18 protein-coding genes are annotated in these 18,170 nt (G+C 40.2%); 2 read left to right on the forward strand and 16 right to left on the reverse strand.

Annotation, left to right across the window (positions count from 1 at the left end; translation table 11 throughout):
* Nucleotides 1-73 precede the first annotated feature (73 nt).
* Entirely contained in the window at nucleotides 74-1,564 is a 1,491-nt protein-coding gene (lysS, locus tag I6H78_RS01290; RefSeq protein ID WP_198459692.1) for a lysine--tRNA ligase, read from the forward strand.
* Nucleotides 1,565-1,790: 226 nt separating this feature from the next.
* On the opposite strand, the gene I6H78_RS01295 is transcribed toward lysS, so the two are convergent.
* From I6H78_RS01295 to I6H78_RS01320, 6 genes are all read right to left on the reverse strand, one after another.
* Nucleotides 1,791-2,630, reverse strand: a complete 840-nt coding sequence (locus I6H78_RS01295; protein ID WP_198459693.1) for an amino acid ABC transporter substrate-binding protein — start codon at nucleotides 2,628-2,630, stop codon at nucleotides 1,791-1,793.
* Between the two features lie 15 nt (nucleotides 2,631-2,645).
* The gene (locus I6H78_RS01300) at nucleotides 2,646-3,275 is read right to left on the reverse strand and encodes an amino acid ABC transporter ATP-binding protein (RefSeq protein ID WP_198459694.1); all 630 of its coding nucleotides are present in this window, start codon (nucleotides 3,273-3,275) and stop codon (nucleotides 2,646-2,648) included.
* A 10-nt stretch (nucleotides 3,276-3,285) separates the two neighbouring features.
* Complete coding sequence (locus tag I6H78_RS01305) at nucleotides 3,286-3,927, reverse strand: amino acid ABC transporter permease (protein WP_198459695.1); 642 nt, start codon at nucleotides 3,925-3,927, stop codon at nucleotides 3,286-3,288.
* A 388-nt stretch (nucleotides 3,928-4,315) separates the two neighbouring features.
* A complete protein-coding gene (locus I6H78_RS01310; protein WP_198459696.1) occupies nucleotides 4,316-6,115 on the reverse strand; it encodes a Spy0128 family protein in 1,800 nt (599 codons plus the stop codon).
* A gap of 290 nt (nucleotides 6,116-6,405) precedes the next feature.
* Nucleotides 6,406-7,635 carry a tetratricopeptide repeat protein gene (locus tag I6H78_RS01315; protein ID WP_198459697.1) on the reverse strand — a complete coding sequence of 410 codons (1,230 nt, stop codon included), beginning with the start codon at nucleotides 7,633-7,635 and terminating at the stop codon, nucleotides 6,406-6,408.
* Nucleotides 7,625-8,791: an AI-2E family transporter gene (locus tag I6H78_RS01320; protein ID WP_198459698.1), complete on the reverse strand. Its 1,167-nt coding sequence runs from the start codon at nucleotides 8,789-8,791 to the stop codon at nucleotides 7,625-7,627. The genes I6H78_RS01315 and I6H78_RS01320 overlap by 11 nt, the downstream gene beginning before the upstream one ends.
* A 144-nt stretch (nucleotides 8,792-8,935) precedes the next feature.
* On the opposite strand from I6H78_RS01320, the gene I6H78_RS01325 reads away from it, so the two are divergent.
* Nucleotides 8,936-9,949 carry a lactonase family protein gene (locus I6H78_RS01325; RefSeq protein WP_198459699.1) on the forward strand — a complete coding sequence of 338 codons (1,014 nt, stop codon included), beginning with the start codon at nucleotides 8,936-8,938 and terminating at the stop codon, nucleotides 9,947-9,949.
* Nucleotides 9,950-9,981: 32 nt separating this feature from the next.
* Here the strand turns inward: I6H78_RS01325 and I6H78_RS01330 are convergent, their stop codons facing one another.
* The 10 genes from I6H78_RS01330 to I6H78_RS01375 form a co-directional block, all read right to left on the reverse strand.
* Nucleotides 9,982-10,401: a F0F1 ATP synthase subunit epsilon gene (locus tag I6H78_RS01330; RefSeq protein WP_000940836.1), complete on the reverse strand. Its 420-nt coding sequence runs from the start codon at nucleotides 10,399-10,401 to the stop codon at nucleotides 9,982-9,984.
* 10 nt (nucleotides 10,402-10,411) lie between these two features.
* Nucleotides 10,412-11,818, reverse strand: coding sequence for a F0F1 ATP synthase subunit beta (gene atpD / locus I6H78_RS01335; protein ID WP_000094372.1), 1,407 nt, complete (start codon nucleotides 11,816-11,818; stop codon nucleotides 10,412-10,414).
* Between the two features lie 85 nt (nucleotides 11,819-11,903).
* Nucleotides 11,904-12,782: a F0F1 ATP synthase subunit gamma gene (locus tag I6H78_RS01340; protein ID WP_000301231.1), complete on the reverse strand. Its 879-nt coding sequence runs from the start codon at nucleotides 12,780-12,782 to the stop codon at nucleotides 11,904-11,906.
* A gap of 15 nt (nucleotides 12,783-12,797) precedes the next feature.
* Nucleotides 12,798-14,303, reverse strand: coding sequence for a F0F1 ATP synthase subunit alpha (gene atpA / locus I6H78_RS01345; RefSeq protein WP_000996617.1), 1,506 nt, complete (start codon nucleotides 14,301-14,303; stop codon nucleotides 12,798-12,800).
* 14 nt (nucleotides 14,304-14,317) lie between these two features.
* Nucleotides 14,318-14,854: a F0F1 ATP synthase subunit delta gene (locus I6H78_RS01350; RefSeq protein ID WP_198459700.1), complete on the reverse strand. Its 537-nt coding sequence runs from the start codon at nucleotides 14,852-14,854 to the stop codon at nucleotides 14,318-14,320.
* On the reverse strand, nucleotides 14,854-15,348 hold the full coding sequence (atpF, locus tag I6H78_RS01355; RefSeq protein ID WP_061427227.1) for a F0F1 ATP synthase subunit B: 495 nt from the start codon (nucleotides 15,346-15,348) through the stop codon (nucleotides 14,854-14,856). The genes I6H78_RS01350 and atpF overlap by 1 nt, the downstream gene beginning before the upstream one ends.
* 13 nt (nucleotides 15,349-15,361) lie before the next feature.
* Complete coding sequence (atpB, locus tag I6H78_RS01360) at nucleotides 15,362-16,078, reverse strand: F0F1 ATP synthase subunit A (protein WP_000392869.1); 717 nt, start codon at nucleotides 16,076-16,078, stop codon at nucleotides 15,362-15,364.
* Between the two features lie 34 nt (nucleotides 16,079-16,112).
* On the reverse strand, nucleotides 16,113-16,313 hold the full coding sequence (locus I6H78_RS01365; RefSeq protein WP_001054556.1) for a F0F1 ATP synthase subunit C: 201 nt from the start codon (nucleotides 16,311-16,313) through the stop codon (nucleotides 16,113-16,115).
* Between the two features lie 230 nt (nucleotides 16,314-16,543).
* Nucleotides 16,544-16,855, reverse strand: a complete 312-nt coding sequence (locus I6H78_RS01370) for a CHY zinc finger protein (protein ID WP_198459701.1) — start codon at nucleotides 16,853-16,855, stop codon at nucleotides 16,544-16,546.
* A gap of 14 nt (nucleotides 16,856-16,869) precedes the next feature.
* Nucleotides 16,870-18,156 (reverse strand): peptidase U32 family protein, encoded by a 1,287-nt coding sequence (locus tag I6H78_RS01375; protein WP_000169101.1) that lies wholly within the window; start codon nucleotides 18,154-18,156, stop codon nucleotides 16,870-16,872.
* Nucleotides 18,157-18,170: the final 14 nt, after the last annotated feature.

Genomic DNA, 18,170 nt, shown 5'->3' on the forward strand with positions numbered 1-18,170 from the left:
ATTTATGATAAAATGGGAGTATCGCAAAAAATGACTCATCGTATCAAATTTTGAGTAAAATTAGGAGGAACCCATGTCTACAGAACATATGGAAGAACTAAATGACCAGCAGATCGTTCGCCGTGAAAAAATGGCTGCGCTCCGTGAACAAGGAATCGATCCCTTCGGAAAACGTTTTGAACGTACTGCTAACTCTCAAGAACTAAAAGACAAATTTGCAGAACTTGATAAAGAACAATTACATGAATTAAATGAAACTGCTACTATCGCTGGACGCTTAGTAACCAAACGTGGAAAAGGGAAAGTCGGCTTTGCCCATCTTCAAGACCGAGAAGGTCAAATCCAAATCTACGTTCGTAAAGATGCTGTTGGTGAAGAAAATTACGAAATCTTCAAAAAGGCTGACCTTGGTGACTTCCTTGGTGTCGAAGGAGAAGTCATGCGTACTGATATGGGAGAGCTCTCTATCAAGGCAACTCACATTACACACTTGTCTAAAGCACTTCGCCCACTTCCAGAGAAATTCCACGGTTTGACAGACGTTGAAACGATTTACCGTAAACGTTACCTTGACTTGATTTCTAACCGTGAAAGCTTTGAACGCTTTGTCACTCGTTCAAAAATCATCTCTGAAATCCGTCGTTATCTAGATCAAAAAGGCTTCCTTGAAGTGGAAACACCTGTCCTTCACAACGAAGCTGGTGGTGCTGCTGCTCGTCCATTTATCACTCATCACAATGCACAGAACATTGACATGGTGCTTCGTATCGCGACCGAGCTTCACTTGAAACGTCTTATCGTTGGTGGTATGGAACGTGTCTATGAAATTGGCCGTATCTTCCGTAACGAAGGAATGGACGCCACTCATAACCCTGAATTCACTTCTATCGAAGTTTACCAAGCTTATGCGGACTTCCAAGATATCATGGACTTGACGGAAGGTATTATCCAACACGCTGCTAAATCAGTTAAGGGTGATGGTCCAGTTAACTACCAAGGAACTGAAATCAAGATTAACGAACCATTTAAACGTGTTCACATGGTGGATGCTATCAAAGAAATTACTGGTGTAGATTTCTGGCAAGACATGACTTTCGAGGAAGCTAAAGCTATCGCTGCTGAGAAGAAAGTTCCAGTTGAAAAACATTACACTGAAGTTGGTCACATCATCAATGCCTTCTTTGAAGAATTTGTCGAAGAAACCTTAATCCAACCAACTTTTGTCTACGGACATCCAGTAGCTGTGTCTCCACTCGCTAAGAAAAATCCTGAAGACGACCGCTTTACTGACCGTTTTGAGCTCTTCATCATGACCAAAGAATACGGTAATGCCTTTACTGAGTTAAACGACCCAATCGACCAACTTAGCCGTTTCCAAGCCCAAGCCAAAGCTAAAGAACTTGGTGACGATGAAGCAACAGGTATCGATTACGACTACATTGAAGCTCTTGAATACGGTATGCCACCAACAGGTGGTTTGGGTATCGGTATCGACCGTCTCTGCATGCTCCTCACTGATACAACTACTATCCGTGATGTATTGCTCTTCCCAACAATGAAATAATACTCTTCGAAAATCTCTTCAAACCACGTCAGAGTTACCTTGTCGTATGTATGGTTACTGACTTCGTCAGTTCTATCTACAACCTCAAAGCAGTGCTTTGAGCAGCCTGCGGCTAGCTTCATAGTTTGCTCTTTGATTTTCATTGAGTATAAGCTCTTATCCTCTGGTACTTGCCAGAGGATTTTTCGATACAAAAAGAGACTGAGAAAAAACTCAATCTCTTTTCTTATTCTTGATTTTTAACTTGACTGGTGGCTACATCTTCCCCAAACCATTTCTGGCTGATTTCCTGGAATTTTCCTTCTTGGTATAGTGAGATAAAGGCTTGATTCAGAGCATCTAGCAAAGTTTTATCAGCAGGTCTAACACCCACTGCAAAAGCTTCACTTTCAAATCCAGCTGAAAAGACATTGTAGTCATTTAATATTCCTTCAGACTGGAGATAATAATTGGCATATACCCGGTCAATCAACAAGGCATCAATCCGGTCATTTTTCAAATCAATCAAGGCTTCATTGAAACTTTGGTATTGATTGGCCTTCTGATCTTTCACTCGATTCTTGAGTAGTTCTGGTTGTCCTTCAAAATTCAAATAGCCAGAAGATCCTGCCTGGGCCCCTAAAACTTTGTCAGTCATATCCTGAATTGAGTGGATATTTTGAGACTTTTTAGAGACCAAAACTTGTTGATTTTCCATATAAGGAATGGTAAAAGCAACCTTCTCTTTCCGTTCATTTGTTGCTGTATAGCCATTCCAGATGGCATCAATAGTACCATTTTGTAGTTCGGTTTCTTTCATATCCCAGTCGATGGGTTGAAATTTAATCTGAATTCCTAGCTTCTCAGAAACAGCTTGGGCTAGGTCAATATCAAAACCTGCATACTGGCCATTCTTCTCCTCAAATCCCATGGGAACAAAGGTATTGTCAAAGCCAATAGTAATGCTACCCTGCTTTTGATATTTGGCCCAATTATCCTGATTTGGATCACTTGCCTTCTGAGTACAAGCCGTCAGGAAGAAGCTAAAGAACAGAGCAAGTACAAGGGCAATTTTCTTTCTCTTCATAGGCACCTCATACTCCTACTTTGGATCAACCTTAAGAATCTGATCAGCAATGTTTTCTGCAAACTGAAGATCGTGGGTCACAACAATCTGAGTCATCCCATGCTCTTTATTTTGAAGGATAAGTTTTTCTACTTCTAATCGCAATTCTGGGTCTAAGGCTGATGTAGGCTCATCATATCCAATAATTTCTGGGTTTATCATCATAGCACGCGCTAAGGCCACCCGTTGTTTTTGCCCACCTGAAAGTGAGAATGGAAAGGCATCTGCATGCCCTGCTAACCCAAGTTGTTCTAACAAACCACGCGCCTTCTTCTCAGCAACTTCCTTCTCCATGCTCATGGTTTTTATAGGCGACAGAGTTAAGTTATCTAGAACTGACAAATGCGGAAAGAGTTGAAAATCTTGGAAAACAAATCCCAGAAGATTGCGCTTTTCTAGTTCGTCTATAGCTAGCGATTCGCCGTTATAGTAGATTTCCCCTGAATCGATGGTTTCCAGTCCAGCTAGCATACGTAATAGGGTTGTCTTGCCTCCTCCTGATGGACCTACGATTGCAAGGATTTGCTTTTCAGGAATAGATAGGCTAAAGTTGGTTAAGATTTGTTTGCCAGCAAAGGCTTTGTTGATGTTTCGTAATTCTAACATAGCAATCCTCCTATCTGTAATAACTGTACTTCTTCTCAAGTTTTTTCGCTACAATGGTTACAAGACCAATCATAATCAAATAAATTGCTCCAGCTAAAAACATAGGAACAAGACTGGCATCTCGATTGGCTGCTGTTCGACTAGCTAAAATCAAATCTGAGATCCCAAGGGCATAAACCAAAGAAGTATCCTTGACCAAACTCATAATTTCATTAAAAACACTCGGTAAGACAATCTTTGTCACTTGAGGAAGGATGATATAGCGAACTGTAGCAAAGGGGCTAAATTTTAACACTTTTGCAGCCTCATACTGCCCTTTTGGAATGGTTTCAATCCCACCACGAAAGATTTCAGCAAAGTAGGCTGCATAGTTCAATACAAAAGCAATCACAGCAGCAGGCAAACGATCTAAACGTATCCCAATGCTAGGGAGAACATAGTAAATAAAGATTAATTGCAAGAGCAAGGGAGTCCCTCGCATCACCCAAATATAAAGGTCAATCAGATAATGGAGGGGTTTCCAGCGGACTTGTAAAGCAAAGGCAACGACAATACCTAAAGGAATTGAAAAGATTAAGACCAGAGCAAAGACATGAAGAGTCATACTTGCACCGTTCAATAAACTTGGTAATATCTCAAACATATAAGACATACTGCACCTCCTAAAAATTATTGTTCTCATTATAGCATAAATAAACAATTTAGCAAGAGTTTTTGTAAAAAAATTCTATAATTCTTGAACTATACACCTTTTTCTGAGAAATAAGAGCAAAATATTATCTTAAAGAATTCGGAGAATTATAAGGATTCTAGACAAGAATATAGGTTTAACTTCTAATTCTGAGAGAACAATGATCAAAATTTTTTTATTAAATATCTATAAATATTTCATTGATATAGAACTCTGTTTACTCTCATTCACTTCATACCTCTAGAGAAATAAAAAAGAACCACTTTATAAGGATAGTATCATTTCTACTATCCATACAAGTGACTCTTTGATGATGCCATAGCAAAGGCATCAAGATTTTTCAACTAGATTATTTAACTTTTTTGAAACGGAATAAGAGAATGGAACCAAATGCAAGTACTACTCCTACAACAGTAAACAGCATAGTCATTTCAGATGTACCAGTATTTGGTAGTTCTTTAGTTCCTTCTGGTTGTTTAGGTTTGTTATCAGAAGATCCTGGAGTCTCAGCAGCATAAGTATTTGTGAAGGTTGGATTATTACCTGTAACTGTTGCTACAAGTTGACCTTGACCATTGTCTGCAACTTTTACTGTTACTGTATAAGCATTTTTATCATAAGTTACACCAGTTTCACCACCATCTTTTTCAGTGATTGTGTATGTGTAAGTTCCTGCAGCAGTGTATTCAATCGCTGGGAAAGCAACTGTTCCGTCCGCAGCATTTTTAGCTGTAGCTACAAGTTTGTCGCCTTCTTTCAATGCAAATTCATATTTATCTGCCTCAAGAGTTTTACCATTTAGGACTTTTATAGCAGTAATTGAAGTTGTTGCAGATTTAACAGAATACGAATTTACAAAAACTTTATTGTCATATTTAACACTTGCAAATTTCTCACCATAAACATCTGTTACAGTAACTTCAGCGTTAATAGTCTTATCATCGTAAACAAAACCTGGTTTTTGATCATTAACTTCTTTGATCTGATACTTATAAGTACCCACTGTAGAGAATTTAACGGCTTTAAATTTCACTTTGCCATCTTTATCGTTCTTAACAGTTTCAATAACTGATCCGTTTGGATCAAGCAGTTGGAAGCTAAATTCTTCAGCAGTTAAGCCTTTTCCTTTTAACTGCTTAGAAACTTCAAATGAAACTTCTGTAGAACGTGAACCAGAACTAATACCTTCAGTTGTGGTTAATGGTGCAAAACCTTCTACATCAAAGTTTTCAGTCGAAGTCGTAATTTTAACGTTATTGAAAGCTTTCTTTGTTGTATTATCAACTGGATCGGTGATACGAGTCTTATAAACTACATACAAACCTTGGTTAGTTAGATCACCATTACCATTTGGAGTAATAGTGAAGTGATTAGAATCTTGAACAACAATGTGACTTGGATTCAAAAGAGGATGATGCTCATCCTTACTCCATTCAGTAAAGTAGTAACCTGTAATCTCACTAGCTAATACTTGCCCTTCAGGGATTGTATCTTGAATCGAAACACCTTCATAAGGATTAGCATATTTGTTTACGCGAATATACCAATTAATATAATTTGGATCGTTCTTATCTTGAACTCCCCATTTAGTAAATCCTGTTGGATCCTCATCTGGAACAATACGAGTCAAATTGTATACTCCTGCTCCAGGAATGTCGATTGGATATGATTTATTGAGTTCAACATTATCAGCCCATACAACAGTAAATAATGCCGAAATTTGTTTCTCTTCAGGTAAGTTAGCAAAATAATCTTCGTTACTTACCGTCACAGTCGCTGTATTTGCAGACTTATTTGTCGTTAACTCAGCAACCTTAGTGACTCCATCATTACCAAAGATTTCTGTAGTTGAATCTGATTCAATTTTGAATTCATTTGGCACTTTATAAACCATAAAGTCACCATTCTTCAACGTTGTTGAGTTGTCGAACTTGTAAGTGGTTTGAAGGTAAAATTTCCCTTCACCATACTCTGCACCGTCAACTAACTTATTATTGTTAATTGTCGGTACTGTCGTTAGCGTATAGCTACTAGATGGTAGTTCAGCAGCTTTAACCACATTGCTAGTTCTTAGTACTGGGATAAATACTGAAGCTACTAACAATAGCGCCATGAATGCATGAGAAAGTTTTTTATTAATCTTTTTCACAACATTGCCTCCTTTATTTTTGGGGATAGACTCCCTTATTTATTATTATATATTCTTATATAAATTTGTCAAGTATTTCATAGTAGTTCGATGTTCAAATCATGTCTTTAAGCTCTTATTTAATAGGGTATAACAGACTTTCATCGTTCAACACCTCATCTAAATTATCTATAAGGAATTATAACATTTATATTATATTAGTAAAAAAGAAAAGACCTCTGAGGTCTTTCAAATCATTCATTTAAAGTCATTCGTTTCTGTTAACAAGATGTTACAAAAATTAGAAATCCTTAAAGTGTCTCTAAGAGTTCTTGCATTTGAACATCATCTGGAACGAGTTTTAAATATGTTTCAGCTTGTACTTTGGCTTCTTCAAAATACCCCAATTCACGCAGGAGATAAGTATACTGCTCCAGAAACTCAGGATTATCCTTGAGATCAGACGATAGTTGTTGATAGAGTTCATAGGCCTTATCTAAATCCTCGATTTCCTGGTAAGAACGTGCAATCATCCACTTGGTCAAGAGGTTTTCAGGTTCTTGATTTTGGAGAGCTATAATGTCCTCAAACCTCTCTTGTTCCATATAAATGGTTGCAAGGCGAAGGAATATTTCTTCTGTATCCTCTGCATCTTCTTTGGCAGTAAGAAGAAACTGCTCAGCACCACTAGTATCATGCAATTCATACGAAAACTGTGAAGCAGCTAGCAAGAGCCGAGTTTCAAACGGATTTTTCTCCAAACCTTGTTTAGCAATACGAAGGGCCTCTTCCACCTGATGTTCCTTATGCAAAGCTTGACTGTAGCCATATTCATATCCTTCAAAATCTGGTGAAATGGTATCAATCTGCTTAAAGTAAAGAACAGATTTTTGATACTCTTCTTGGTCAAAGTAAAGACTAGCTAGTTCAAAGGCAGTTTGCTCATCGTATTCTAATTCTAAAGCTTTTTCTAAGAATTCAGTTGCCGCTTCAAACTTACCTAACTGGGCATAAGCGTAGCCAATTCGCTGATAGGTTGAGACACCCGTTTGCTCATAGATAGAGCGATTGTCTAACTGAGCATAGCCCTGAATAGCTTCCTGATAATTTCCCAACTCGCTATCCAACTCAGCCAAACCAAAAACTAATAAGGGATCGTCTGAGTAATTTAAGGCTTCCAGTAACTTTTCACGCGCTACATCTGTCAATCCTTCCAACTGATAGAGGTCAGCCTTCAAGGCCAAGGCCGATACATACCAGTCACTTTCAGGTTTGATTTCCTCAAGGTAAGCAAAGGCTTCTTCAACATTGCCATCCTCGCTAGCAATGCTGGCTAAGTTCAGATTCACTTCTGGAAATTCTGTAACGATATTTTGGTAAATTTCTTTTGCTTGAGGATAAAAGCCAATTCCCTCTAGATAGCTTGCTAGTTCGTAAAGAACTTCACTTGAATCTGTTTCGAGGGCTTTGTGAAAATATTGATCCGCCTTGGTTAAATCCTGTTCATCCAAAGCCTGAAGCATGCGTTGACTATTGTTCACTCTTGATTTCCTCCCCTTCTTCTTCATACAGACCGCTAACTTTTTTATACCAGTTAAAGATAGCTGAGATAACAACCTTGGCAGAAGCATAGACAGGAATTCCCAGCAAGACTCCCCAAATACCAAACATAGAACCTGAAGTTAGGAGAACAAAGAGGACATTGATAGGATGGATGTTTAGCTGACTACCTAAAATAAGCGGAGAAACGAAGCGACCTTCAATCGTTTGTTCAACAATAAAGACAATAATCACTTTCAAAAGCATGACAGGTCCTGCAATCAAGCCCAAAACCAAAGCAGGCAACATCGCTAGAAAACTACCCAGGTAAGGGACTAGATTGAGGATACCAGCCGTAATACCAAGAGTCACAGCATATCTGAGACCAATAATCTTAAAGAAGATAATAAACATAATTGCCACGATAATAGCAACTGTAACCTGCCCTCTAACGTAGTTTGATAACTGCTTATTAACATCTGACAAAACTTGTCCGACAGGTTCTTTTAACTTGTTTGGGATGAATTTAGTCAGGTAATCTCGCAAGCCTTTCCCATCTCTCAAAAGATAAAAGAGCATGAAGGGTACGATAATAACCGCAACAATGACCTGGGAAACGCTACTGATAAAGGCGCTAACCCAGTTAACAGCTTGAGAAGAGATTTTGCTGGCCCACATGGTCGCCTCACTAGAAACATTTGCAAGAACCTGCTCCAACTGTGGTCTAAAATCATCTGGCAAGCGTTTGGTTACAAGGTCATTGATCACCTTATCAGCATCTTCCAGGTATGTCGGCACATTCTTCGCAAAATTTAAGACTTGACGTTGCAGATTAGGAATTGCGACTGCCAGCCCCCAAATGATAAAGAGTCCAATAATAACAAAAACAATACTAATGGCAAGGACACGATTGATCTTGCGCTTCTCCATCCAGTCCACAATTGGATTGAGGAGGTAATAAAGTAAACCAGATAAAATAACTGGCAACATGACAACTCCTAGAAAATCCAAAACTGGTAAAAAGATAAAACTAATCTTACTTAGAATAAAAATATTTAGTCCCAGTAACAAGGTTACTAAAAATACAGTGATGGCTTTATTATCTAAAAACCACTTAAAAAACCAAGATAAGCTAAAATGTTTCTCTTTATGTTCCATAAATACATCCTTTCTGTCGTTCTCTCATTATACCATTTTTAAACTAAAATAACTCTTTTTTAAAGTGCTTACATGAATGAATCTAGTGCTTCATGACTGCCATTTTGTGGTATAATGAACTTATCACTATTAAGAGGTATGGACATGAAAGAAACTGTTTATTTTGGAACTTACACTCGTCGCTTATCTAAAGGGATTTACAAGGCAGATTTTGATACAGAAACAGGCCAGCTTGCAAATCTTGAACTCTTTGCTGCTGAACCAAGTCCGACCTACCTTGCCTTTGACCAACAGCAACACTTATACACCGTAGGGAGCCAGGATGGCTTAGGTGGAATCGCTGCATACAAGACAGATGGCGCTTTGCTAAATCATGTGGTTGAAGAAGGCGCTCCCCATTGTTATGTGGCAGTGGATGAAAAGCGTGGTCTCGTTTATGGGGCCAACTATCATAAAGGTCAAGTTCTGGTTTATAAACGTCAAACGGATGGTAGCCTCATCCAAACGGATCTAGATCAGCATAGCGGACAAGGTCCTCATGAAAACCAAACTTCCCCACATGTACACTTTACAGATCTAACACCTGACCAGTACCTCGTCACCTGTGATCTAGGAACAGATGAGGTAACAACCTATGATGTTAGTCCAGAAGGAAAACTAAATAAACTCTACACTTATCACAGCCAAGCTGGAGCAGGTGCACGCCACATCGTTTTCCACCACCACTATAAGATTGCCTATCTCATCTGCGAACTTAATAGCACTATAGAGGTCTTGATTTATGATGGGGTTGGTGAATTTGAACGAATGCAAGTTATTTCAACCTTACCAGATGGATACGAAGGCTTTAATGCTACTGCTGCAATTCGTCTTTCAAAAGATGGCAAATACCTCTATGCATCCAACCGAGGTCATGATTCCATTGCAGTCTATACAATTCTAGGTGATGGTAGTTTAGAATTATTAGAGATTGTACCAAGCCATGGTAAAAATCCACGTGATTTCGACCTAAGTCCTGATCAAGAGTTTCTCATTGCTGTTCATCAAGATTCTGATAACGCAACCGTCTTTAAGCGCAATCCTAAAAGTGGTCGTCTTGCAGAGCTTTCTAACGACTTCCATGTCCCAGAAGCAGTCTGCATCAACTTTCCACATTAAAAAAAAATGAACTTGAGTTTCAAGTTCATTTTTTATAGTCTATTTCCGACATTGATACGGTTGATAGCACGTTGCAATGCGATTTTTGCACGACGTTCTTGGTCAATCAAATGCTTGTCATGGGCTTCTTCGATTTCTCGTTCAGCGCGAAGTTTCGCACGTTCTGCCCGACTGATGTCAATATCACGAGCACGCTCTGCTGAGTCTGCTACAATGGTAATGATATCATTAGCAATCTCGATAATTCCTCCGTTCACTGCTATCCAGTTCACATGAGTATCATCATCGATACGTTTTACCTTTACTTCATCAACCGCTAGAACCGCAATCATATTTTCATGTCGTGGCAAGATCCCCATCTCACCATCCAGAGTTCGTACCGATACAAAGCTGGCATGGTGATCATAGACGAGGCCATCTGGTGTCACGATCTGGACAGTTAAATGAGCCATAGATCACCTCTTAAAATCCCATTTTCTCAGCCTTAGCAATGACGTCTTCGATTGAACCGACACCACGGAAGGCATCTTCTGGTAACTGGTCATGTTTTCCTTCAAGGATTTCCTTAAAGCCGCGAACTGTTTCCGCTACTGGCACATAAGAACCAGGTTGACCAGTAAATTGTTCGGCAACGTTGAAGTTCTGAGACAAGAAGAACTGAATACGACGGGCACGGGCAACCAAGGTCTTTTCTTCATCAGAAAGTTCATCCATACCAAGGATAGCAATGATATCTTGCAATTCATGGTAACGTTGAAGGACACGTTTAACCTCAGCAGCAACTGCGTAGTGCTCCTCACCAACAATCTCAGGTGCCAAGGCACGAGAGCTTGAAGCAAGTGGGTCAACGGCCGGGTAGATACCCAACTGTACCAACTTACGTTCCAAGTTTGTAGTTGAATCCAAGTGAGCGAAAGCTGTTGCTGGCGCAGGGTCAGTGTAGTCATCCGCTGGCACATAGATAGCCTGGATAGAGGTTACAGAACCCTTCTTAGTTGATGTGATACGTTCTTGTAATTGACCCATTTCCGTAGCAAGTGTTGGTTGGTAACCAACGGCTGAAGGCATCCGACCCAAAAGGGCAGATACTTCTGAACCAGCTTGAGTGAAACGGAAGATATTGTCGATAAAGAGAAGCACATCTTGGCCTTCTACATCACGGAAGTATTCGGCGATTGTCAAACCAGTAAGGGCAACACGCATACGTGCTCCTGGTGGTTCATTCATCTGACCAAATACCATGGCTGTTTTCTCGATAACGCCTGATTCTTTCATTTCCCAGTAAAGGTCGTTCCCCTCACGAGTACGTTCCCCAACACCGGTAAATACTGAAATACCACCGTGTTCTTGGGCAATGTTGTGAATCAATTCTTGGATCAAGACAGTTTTACCAACTCCGGCACCACCGAAAAGTCCAACTTTACCACCTTTTAGGTAAGGGGCAAGAAGGTCGATAACCTTAATCCCTGTTTCCAAGATTTCAGATGAGGTAGACAATTCATCAAAAGTTGGAGCTTTCTTATGAATTGGCTGACGCTCAGCGTCTTCAGCGAAAGGAGCATCCAAGTCAATGGTATCTCCCAAAACGTTGAAGACACGTCCCAAAGTTTCTTTACCTACTGGTACAGAGATTGGACGACCTGTGTCCAAAACTTCCATACCACGAGTTAAACCATCTGTTGATTCCATGGCGATCGTACGGACCATACCATCACCCAACTCCAAGGCTACTTCAAGGACGATTTTTGTTTTTCTTTCGTCATTTTTGTAGACGACAAGTGCATTATTAATCTCAGGAAGTGTTTCCCCAGCTGCAAACAAGACGTCTACAACGGGTCCGATAACCTGAGCAATTTTACCTGAACTCATCTCCTTCTCCTATTCTATATAAGATACTGTCGGTTCCTAGCTCAACTAGGGCCTAAGTTCATTTTGATACGAGGGAGGCAAAGCCTTATTCTAAGGCACTAGCCCCCGCTACGATTTCTGTAATTTCTTGTGTAATCGCCGCCTGTCTAGCACGGTTATACTGGATTGTCAAATCATTGATGACCTTCTTAGCATTATCAGTCGCCGTTTGCATGGCTGTCATACCTGCAGCATTCTCAGCTGTCTTGGCATCGATAATAGCACCGTAAATCATACTTTCTGCAAACTGAGGTAACAACTGCTCTAGAATCTCATCACGACTCGTTTCCAACTCAAATGTCAAGCTATACTCTTCATCCGCTTCATTCGGATCTAAGTCAACGATTGGAAGCATTTGTTCCACACGCATTTGACTAGTGAGAGTATTGACATGATGGTTGTAGCAGACGTACAATTCATCAAAAAGTTCGTTTTGGTACATCTCAATCGTTTTTGAAATAATTTTACGAACTTCATCAAAACTAGGTTGATCTGCCAAGCCACGTAGTTCATAGATTGGCTGAATACCACGAGCCTTAAAGAAATCAGCCCCCATACCACCGATACAGATGATTTCAAAACCTGTACCATCTGGATGGTATTCTTCTTTCAACTCCATAACGGCTTTAAGGATGGAAGCATTATAACCTCCAACCAATCCACGGTCTGAAGTGATAACGATATAACCTGTTTTCTTAACAGGGCGACTAATGAGCATCGGATTGGTTGAACCACCAGATCCGTTACCATGCAGAATATCCGTTAAAAGCTTACGAACTTTCTGAGCGTAAACTTGGAAGTTGCGAGCTGCTTCTTCAGAGCGACCTAGTTTAGCAGCCGACACCATTTGCATGGCATTGGTGATTTGACTCGTATTTTTGGTTGAGGCGATTTTTGTTTTAATATCATTTAGAGATACTGCCATCTGACACCTCTATTCTTATTGGAAGCTGGATTGATTGAGAAACTCTGTAATCGCAGCATCCAAGACTGCTTCTTCTGGCAAGTCTTTTGTTTCACGAATGGTTTCCAAAATCTCTGGATAATGAGCATCAAAGAAAGTATGGAACTCTTCCTCAAAACGAACAATGTCATCTACAGGAATCGTATCTAAGAAACCATGTGTCAAAGCATAGAGAATGGTTACTTGTTTCTCAACAGGTAGTGGTTTATGAACAGGTTGTTTCAATACTTCCACAGTACGACGTCCACGATTTAACTTAGCCTGTGTTGCTGCATCCAAGTCAGATCCAAACTTGGTGAAGGCTTCCAACTCACGGTATGAAGCAAGGTCGATACGAAGTGTACCAGCAACTTTCTTCATGGCTTTAATCTGTGCCGAACCACCTACACGGGATACAGATGAACCCGCATCAATGGCTGGACGAATACCCGCATTGAAGAGACCATCACCAAGGAAGATTTGTCCGTCAGTGATAGAGATCACGTTGGTTGCGATATAGGCAGAGATATCTCCCGCTTGTGTCTCGATAAATGGTAGGGCTGTAATAGATCCACCACCAAGTTCATCAGAAACTTTAGCTGAGCGCTCAAGCAAACGACTGTGAAGGTAGAAAACATCCCCTGGGAAGGCTTCACGACCTGGTGGACGACGAAGCAAGAGGGAAAGTTCACGATAAGCGACCGCTTGTTTTGAAAGATCATCGTAAACGATCAAAACATGCTTGCCTTGGTACATAAATTCTTCCGCCATAGCAACTCCGGCATAAGGAGCTAGGAAGAGCAATGGAGATGGTTGTGAAGCAGAGGCTGTCACAACGATTGTGTAGTCCAAGGCACCGTACTGACGAAGTGTTTCTACTTGCGTACGAACTGTTGATTCTTTTTGTCCAATCGCTACATAGATACAGATCATATCTTGCCCTTTTTGGTTCAAGATAGTATCAATTGCAATAGTTGTTTTCCCTGTCTGACGGTCACCGATAATCAACTCACGTTGACCACGACCAATCGGTACAAGGGCGTCAATAGCTTTCAAACCTGTTTGCAATGGTTCTGATACAGACTTACGTTGCATAACACCAGGAGCTGGCGCTTCTACTGGACGAGTCTTGTCAGTATGGATATCACCAAGACCGTCAACTGGACGACCAAGTGGGTCGACAACACGTCCGATTAGGCTATCCCCCACAGGTACTTCCATGATTTTACCTGTACGGCGAATGGTATCACCCTCACGAATATCTGTAAAGTCTCCAAGGATGATAATCCCAACGTCTGTAGACTCCAAGTTTTGCGCCATCCCATAAGAGCCGTTTTCAAAGATCAACAACTCTCCACTCATGGCATTTTCAAGACCGTGAGCACGCGCAATTCCATCCCCGATATAGGTTACAACACCTGTTTCAGACACATCAAAATTGGGTTTGAAATTTTCAATTTGTTGCTTAATTAAAGCGCTGATTTCTTGTGCGTTAATTGCCAAAAGAACACCACTTTCTATTTCAAATTTTCTTTAACAACTCGAAGTTGTTGTTTTATACTCACATCAATTGTCTTGTGATTAGCAAAAATGACAAAACCACCAATGAGTCCTTCATCAATTTGTTCTTTAATACTCCGTACTTTCAGAGACATTTTTTTCTCTATCAAGGGAAGCAAACGTTCCTTCTGTTCGTCCGTTAAAGGATGAGCTGAAGAAATCGTGACTACAAATTGATTGGTTTCTCTTTCAAGACGATTCAAACAATCAACAATAATATCATAAAAAAGATTTGCTCTGTGATTGTAAATCAGAACCTGAATAAAGTTTTGCATTAAAGGTGAGACAGAGTCTTGAAAGAAACCAACTGTTTTTTCCTTATCAGACTCATCAACTGCCACCTGAGCTAAAAAAGAAGGTAAGCCCGTTTTCTCTGCGACTTGCTTGATTTGATCCAAATCTGAAAAAATCCGGTCCTCTTCTCCTTTTTCAATCACTAATTGGACAAAAGGCATGCTGTACTTTTCAATTACCTTTGCTGTTTTCTTGTCCATTAGGCTTCTCCTAGCTGATCGATATACTGATCAATGAGTTCCTTATGAGCATGACTGTCAAGGTTTTTTGAGATGATTTTACCAGCGAGACTAATCGTCAAATCTGCCACCTCGCCCTTAACACTTTGCAAAGCTTCAGCTTTATTCTGAGCAATTTCTTGATTCGCCTTCTCTTTTAAGCGACCTGCTTCTACTTTAGCATCTGCCAGAATATTTGCTTTACTCTTCTCTGCAGTCTCTTTAGCATTTTCAATGATTGTTTTGGCCTCGTTGCGACTTCCAGCCAATTCATCTTCACGTTTTTGAGCAAGAGTTTCTGCTTTTTGACGAGCTTGTTCAGCTCCATCAATATCAGCAGCAATTTTATTTGCCCTTTCTTCGAAGACACTTGTCAAGTTTGACCACGCATATTTCTTAACTAAGACAATCAAAAGGATAAAAGAGCCAGCGATTAAAATAAAGTTACCAATTAATTCACCTACTGTTACGTGCATCTGTTACTCCTTTCTACTCTTCTCCATCATTTATCTTATTTCCTAAGTACATAGAAGACAACATGGTAAACACATAGGCTTGGATGCAGGAAATAAAGACAGAAAAGGCTGTCCAAGCCAAGTTAGCACCAAAAGCAACTGGATACCAATATAGAGCTTGATGAGATAGAGTGATTAGCAAACTAGCCATCACTTCTCCAGCAAAGATATTTCCGAACACCCGCAAGGCAAGTGATAAAAAGTTGGTAAACTCTTCTAAGATATTCATGGGAGTCATAAAGCCAGGTGTGATATAGGCTTTTAGATATTTTTTAATCCCACGGCGACGAATCCCTTCAATATGGGTCATCAGGATAATTCCAAATGACAAGGCCAAGTCAAACTGGAGATTTGCAGTTGGCGATGTCCAAAGGTTTGTCCCATCTGTAGTTTGAAGTTTCGCCATCAAACCGAGGTTATTTGCCAGTACCATAAATAGAAATAGACAAAGGAAAAAGAGCGAGTAGTCTTTCATGTAGCTTTTACCAATGTTAGGTTCTGTAAATCCAATAACGAAGTCATAGAAATACTCAAGTACATTTTGCTTTCCTTTGGGTTTCAAAGTCATATTGCGACTTGCCCAATAGATAAAGCCAAAAACAACTCCCACAATCAACAAGGTCATGGCTAACATGGTTAAATCAAAGGTAACAGGACCAATATTGATGGTTGGATTGATACTTTCTTCCATCTAGAATCCTCCCTTTTCTTCTCGTTCCATTTGTCTATTTGATGACGAATGAAAAGACGAGGGTAACCAAGAACGTTCCTTCAATAAAGGCAATCCCCATGATCATTAAGCTACGTAATTGTGGGATGATGTCTGGTTGGCGAGCAGCTGATTTGAACAAACCGTTCATCAACATACCTTCTGCAAGAGATACACCCATACAGGCAAGACAAAGACCGAAAAATGTTAAATTCATGATGAATTCTCCTTTTATTTAAAATTTACTTACTTAGTTTAGTCCTAAAATTTTGATTTGTCAACTTTTTACTTACGTTGAAAGCGTTTCATATGATTTATTTCTATTTTTGCTGTTTTTACCCCATTCTATAGGAAGTTTTTCCATTTTAGATTGCGAGTTTTTCTTGATTTTACTCTATTTTCTGAAACAAACTGAAAAATCCAAGTAAGAACTTGGATCGATTCATTTTATTTAAAATAGTAGGAATAGTGTTGTTTACAACCTGGATTAAATGGTGCACTGCAGTAAGGACAAGCCATCTGCTTTTGGTAATCTTGGAAAGTCATTGTCCTCTTACAACCCCCACATAAGATCGGTCGATCCTCAGAAAGCACCAAGGGATAGGGCGAAAACAAATGCGTTTCCATAGCATTGTGGCACTGATAACAAGCATAGTATTTTTTACACTCATAACACTGGAGGGAAACGATGTCCTTTTCACCATGGTAATGAATACATCTGCCTTCATTATCAACTAACAAACCTTGTGCTTGATTCATTCATATTTCCTTCTCTAGGCACGAACTGTAACGCTAGTTCCATCTTCCTTATAAAGATTGATAAGACCTTCCTTGAGAGCGCGGACCATGTCCCCTGCTTGAACAGGTTGTGGAACCTTGATTGTCAAGAGTTCCATTGGATTTGGAGCACGGTCGATTTTATTGCCCTTGGCATCATGAAGATCTTCGATATAAGTCTCAAAATGACGGAAACCTGGTCCATAAAACTCCACTTGATCTCCTTCATTGATAACATTCCGTTGACGAATGGTTGCCGTTTGAGTCGCATCATCGTACGCAACCACTTCAGCGACAAACTTGTATTCAGGAATTTTACGACGAGCGCCAAATAACTGTTCGTTTTCTGTAGGTGTACCATAGTAGAAACCTGTTGCCAGTTCACGCTGAGCAACCTTCCACATCTCGTCTACCAAGTCCTGTTTGATGGCTTCAAATTTCTCGGGACTTTCGAGATAAGCATCTACAGCCGCCTTGTAACAGTTGGTCACAGTTGAAACATAGTGAATAGACTTCATACGGCCTTCAATCTTGAGACTGTCTACACCGTTTTCAATCATATCTGGAATATGGTCAATCATGGACATGTCAACAGCTGACATTGAAAATTCTTCTGGAATTTCACCTTTAAGACTTTTACGTTCTTGACCAAATGGCATGTCGTAGAGGTCGTATTTCCAACGGCAAGACTGTGAACAACCACCACGGTTGGCATCACGCATACTCATGTGGTTTGAGAGCGTACAGCGACCTGAGTAGGAAATACACATGGCTCCATGGACAAAGGCCTCAATTTCTACATCAGTGCGTTTGCGAATCTCTGCCAATTCTTCCATTGAAACTTCACGAGCCAAAACCACGCGAGTTAGACCAAGTTCTTTCCAGAACTCAAGAGTTTCATAGTTGGTCGCACTGGCTTGGGTTGAAAGGTGGATTTCAAGACCTGGTGCTTCGGTTGCTGCAATCATAATCAAAGCCGGATCTGACACAATAACTGCGGCAATCCCGATGTCACGCAACTTGCGGAACCATTCTCCAGCACCAGCTTCGTTTCCTTCGTGCATAACCATGTTAGCAGCCACATAGACCTTGGCACCGTACTTAGCTGCAAACTGGACTCCTTCTTCCATCTGTTCAAAAGTGAAGTTTCCAGCACGGCTACGAAGACCATAGGCTTGCCCACCGATAAAGACTGCGTCCGCACCATATTGAACAGCTACTTTCAGCTTCTCTAAAGTTCCTGCAGGTGATAAAACCTCAGGACGTTTTAATGTTTTTGTCATTTTTTCTCCTATTT

The organism is Streptococcus oralis, assembly GCF_016127915.1.
GTDB lineage: Bacteria > Bacillota > Bacilli > Lactobacillales > Streptococcaceae > Streptococcus > Streptococcus oralis_BO.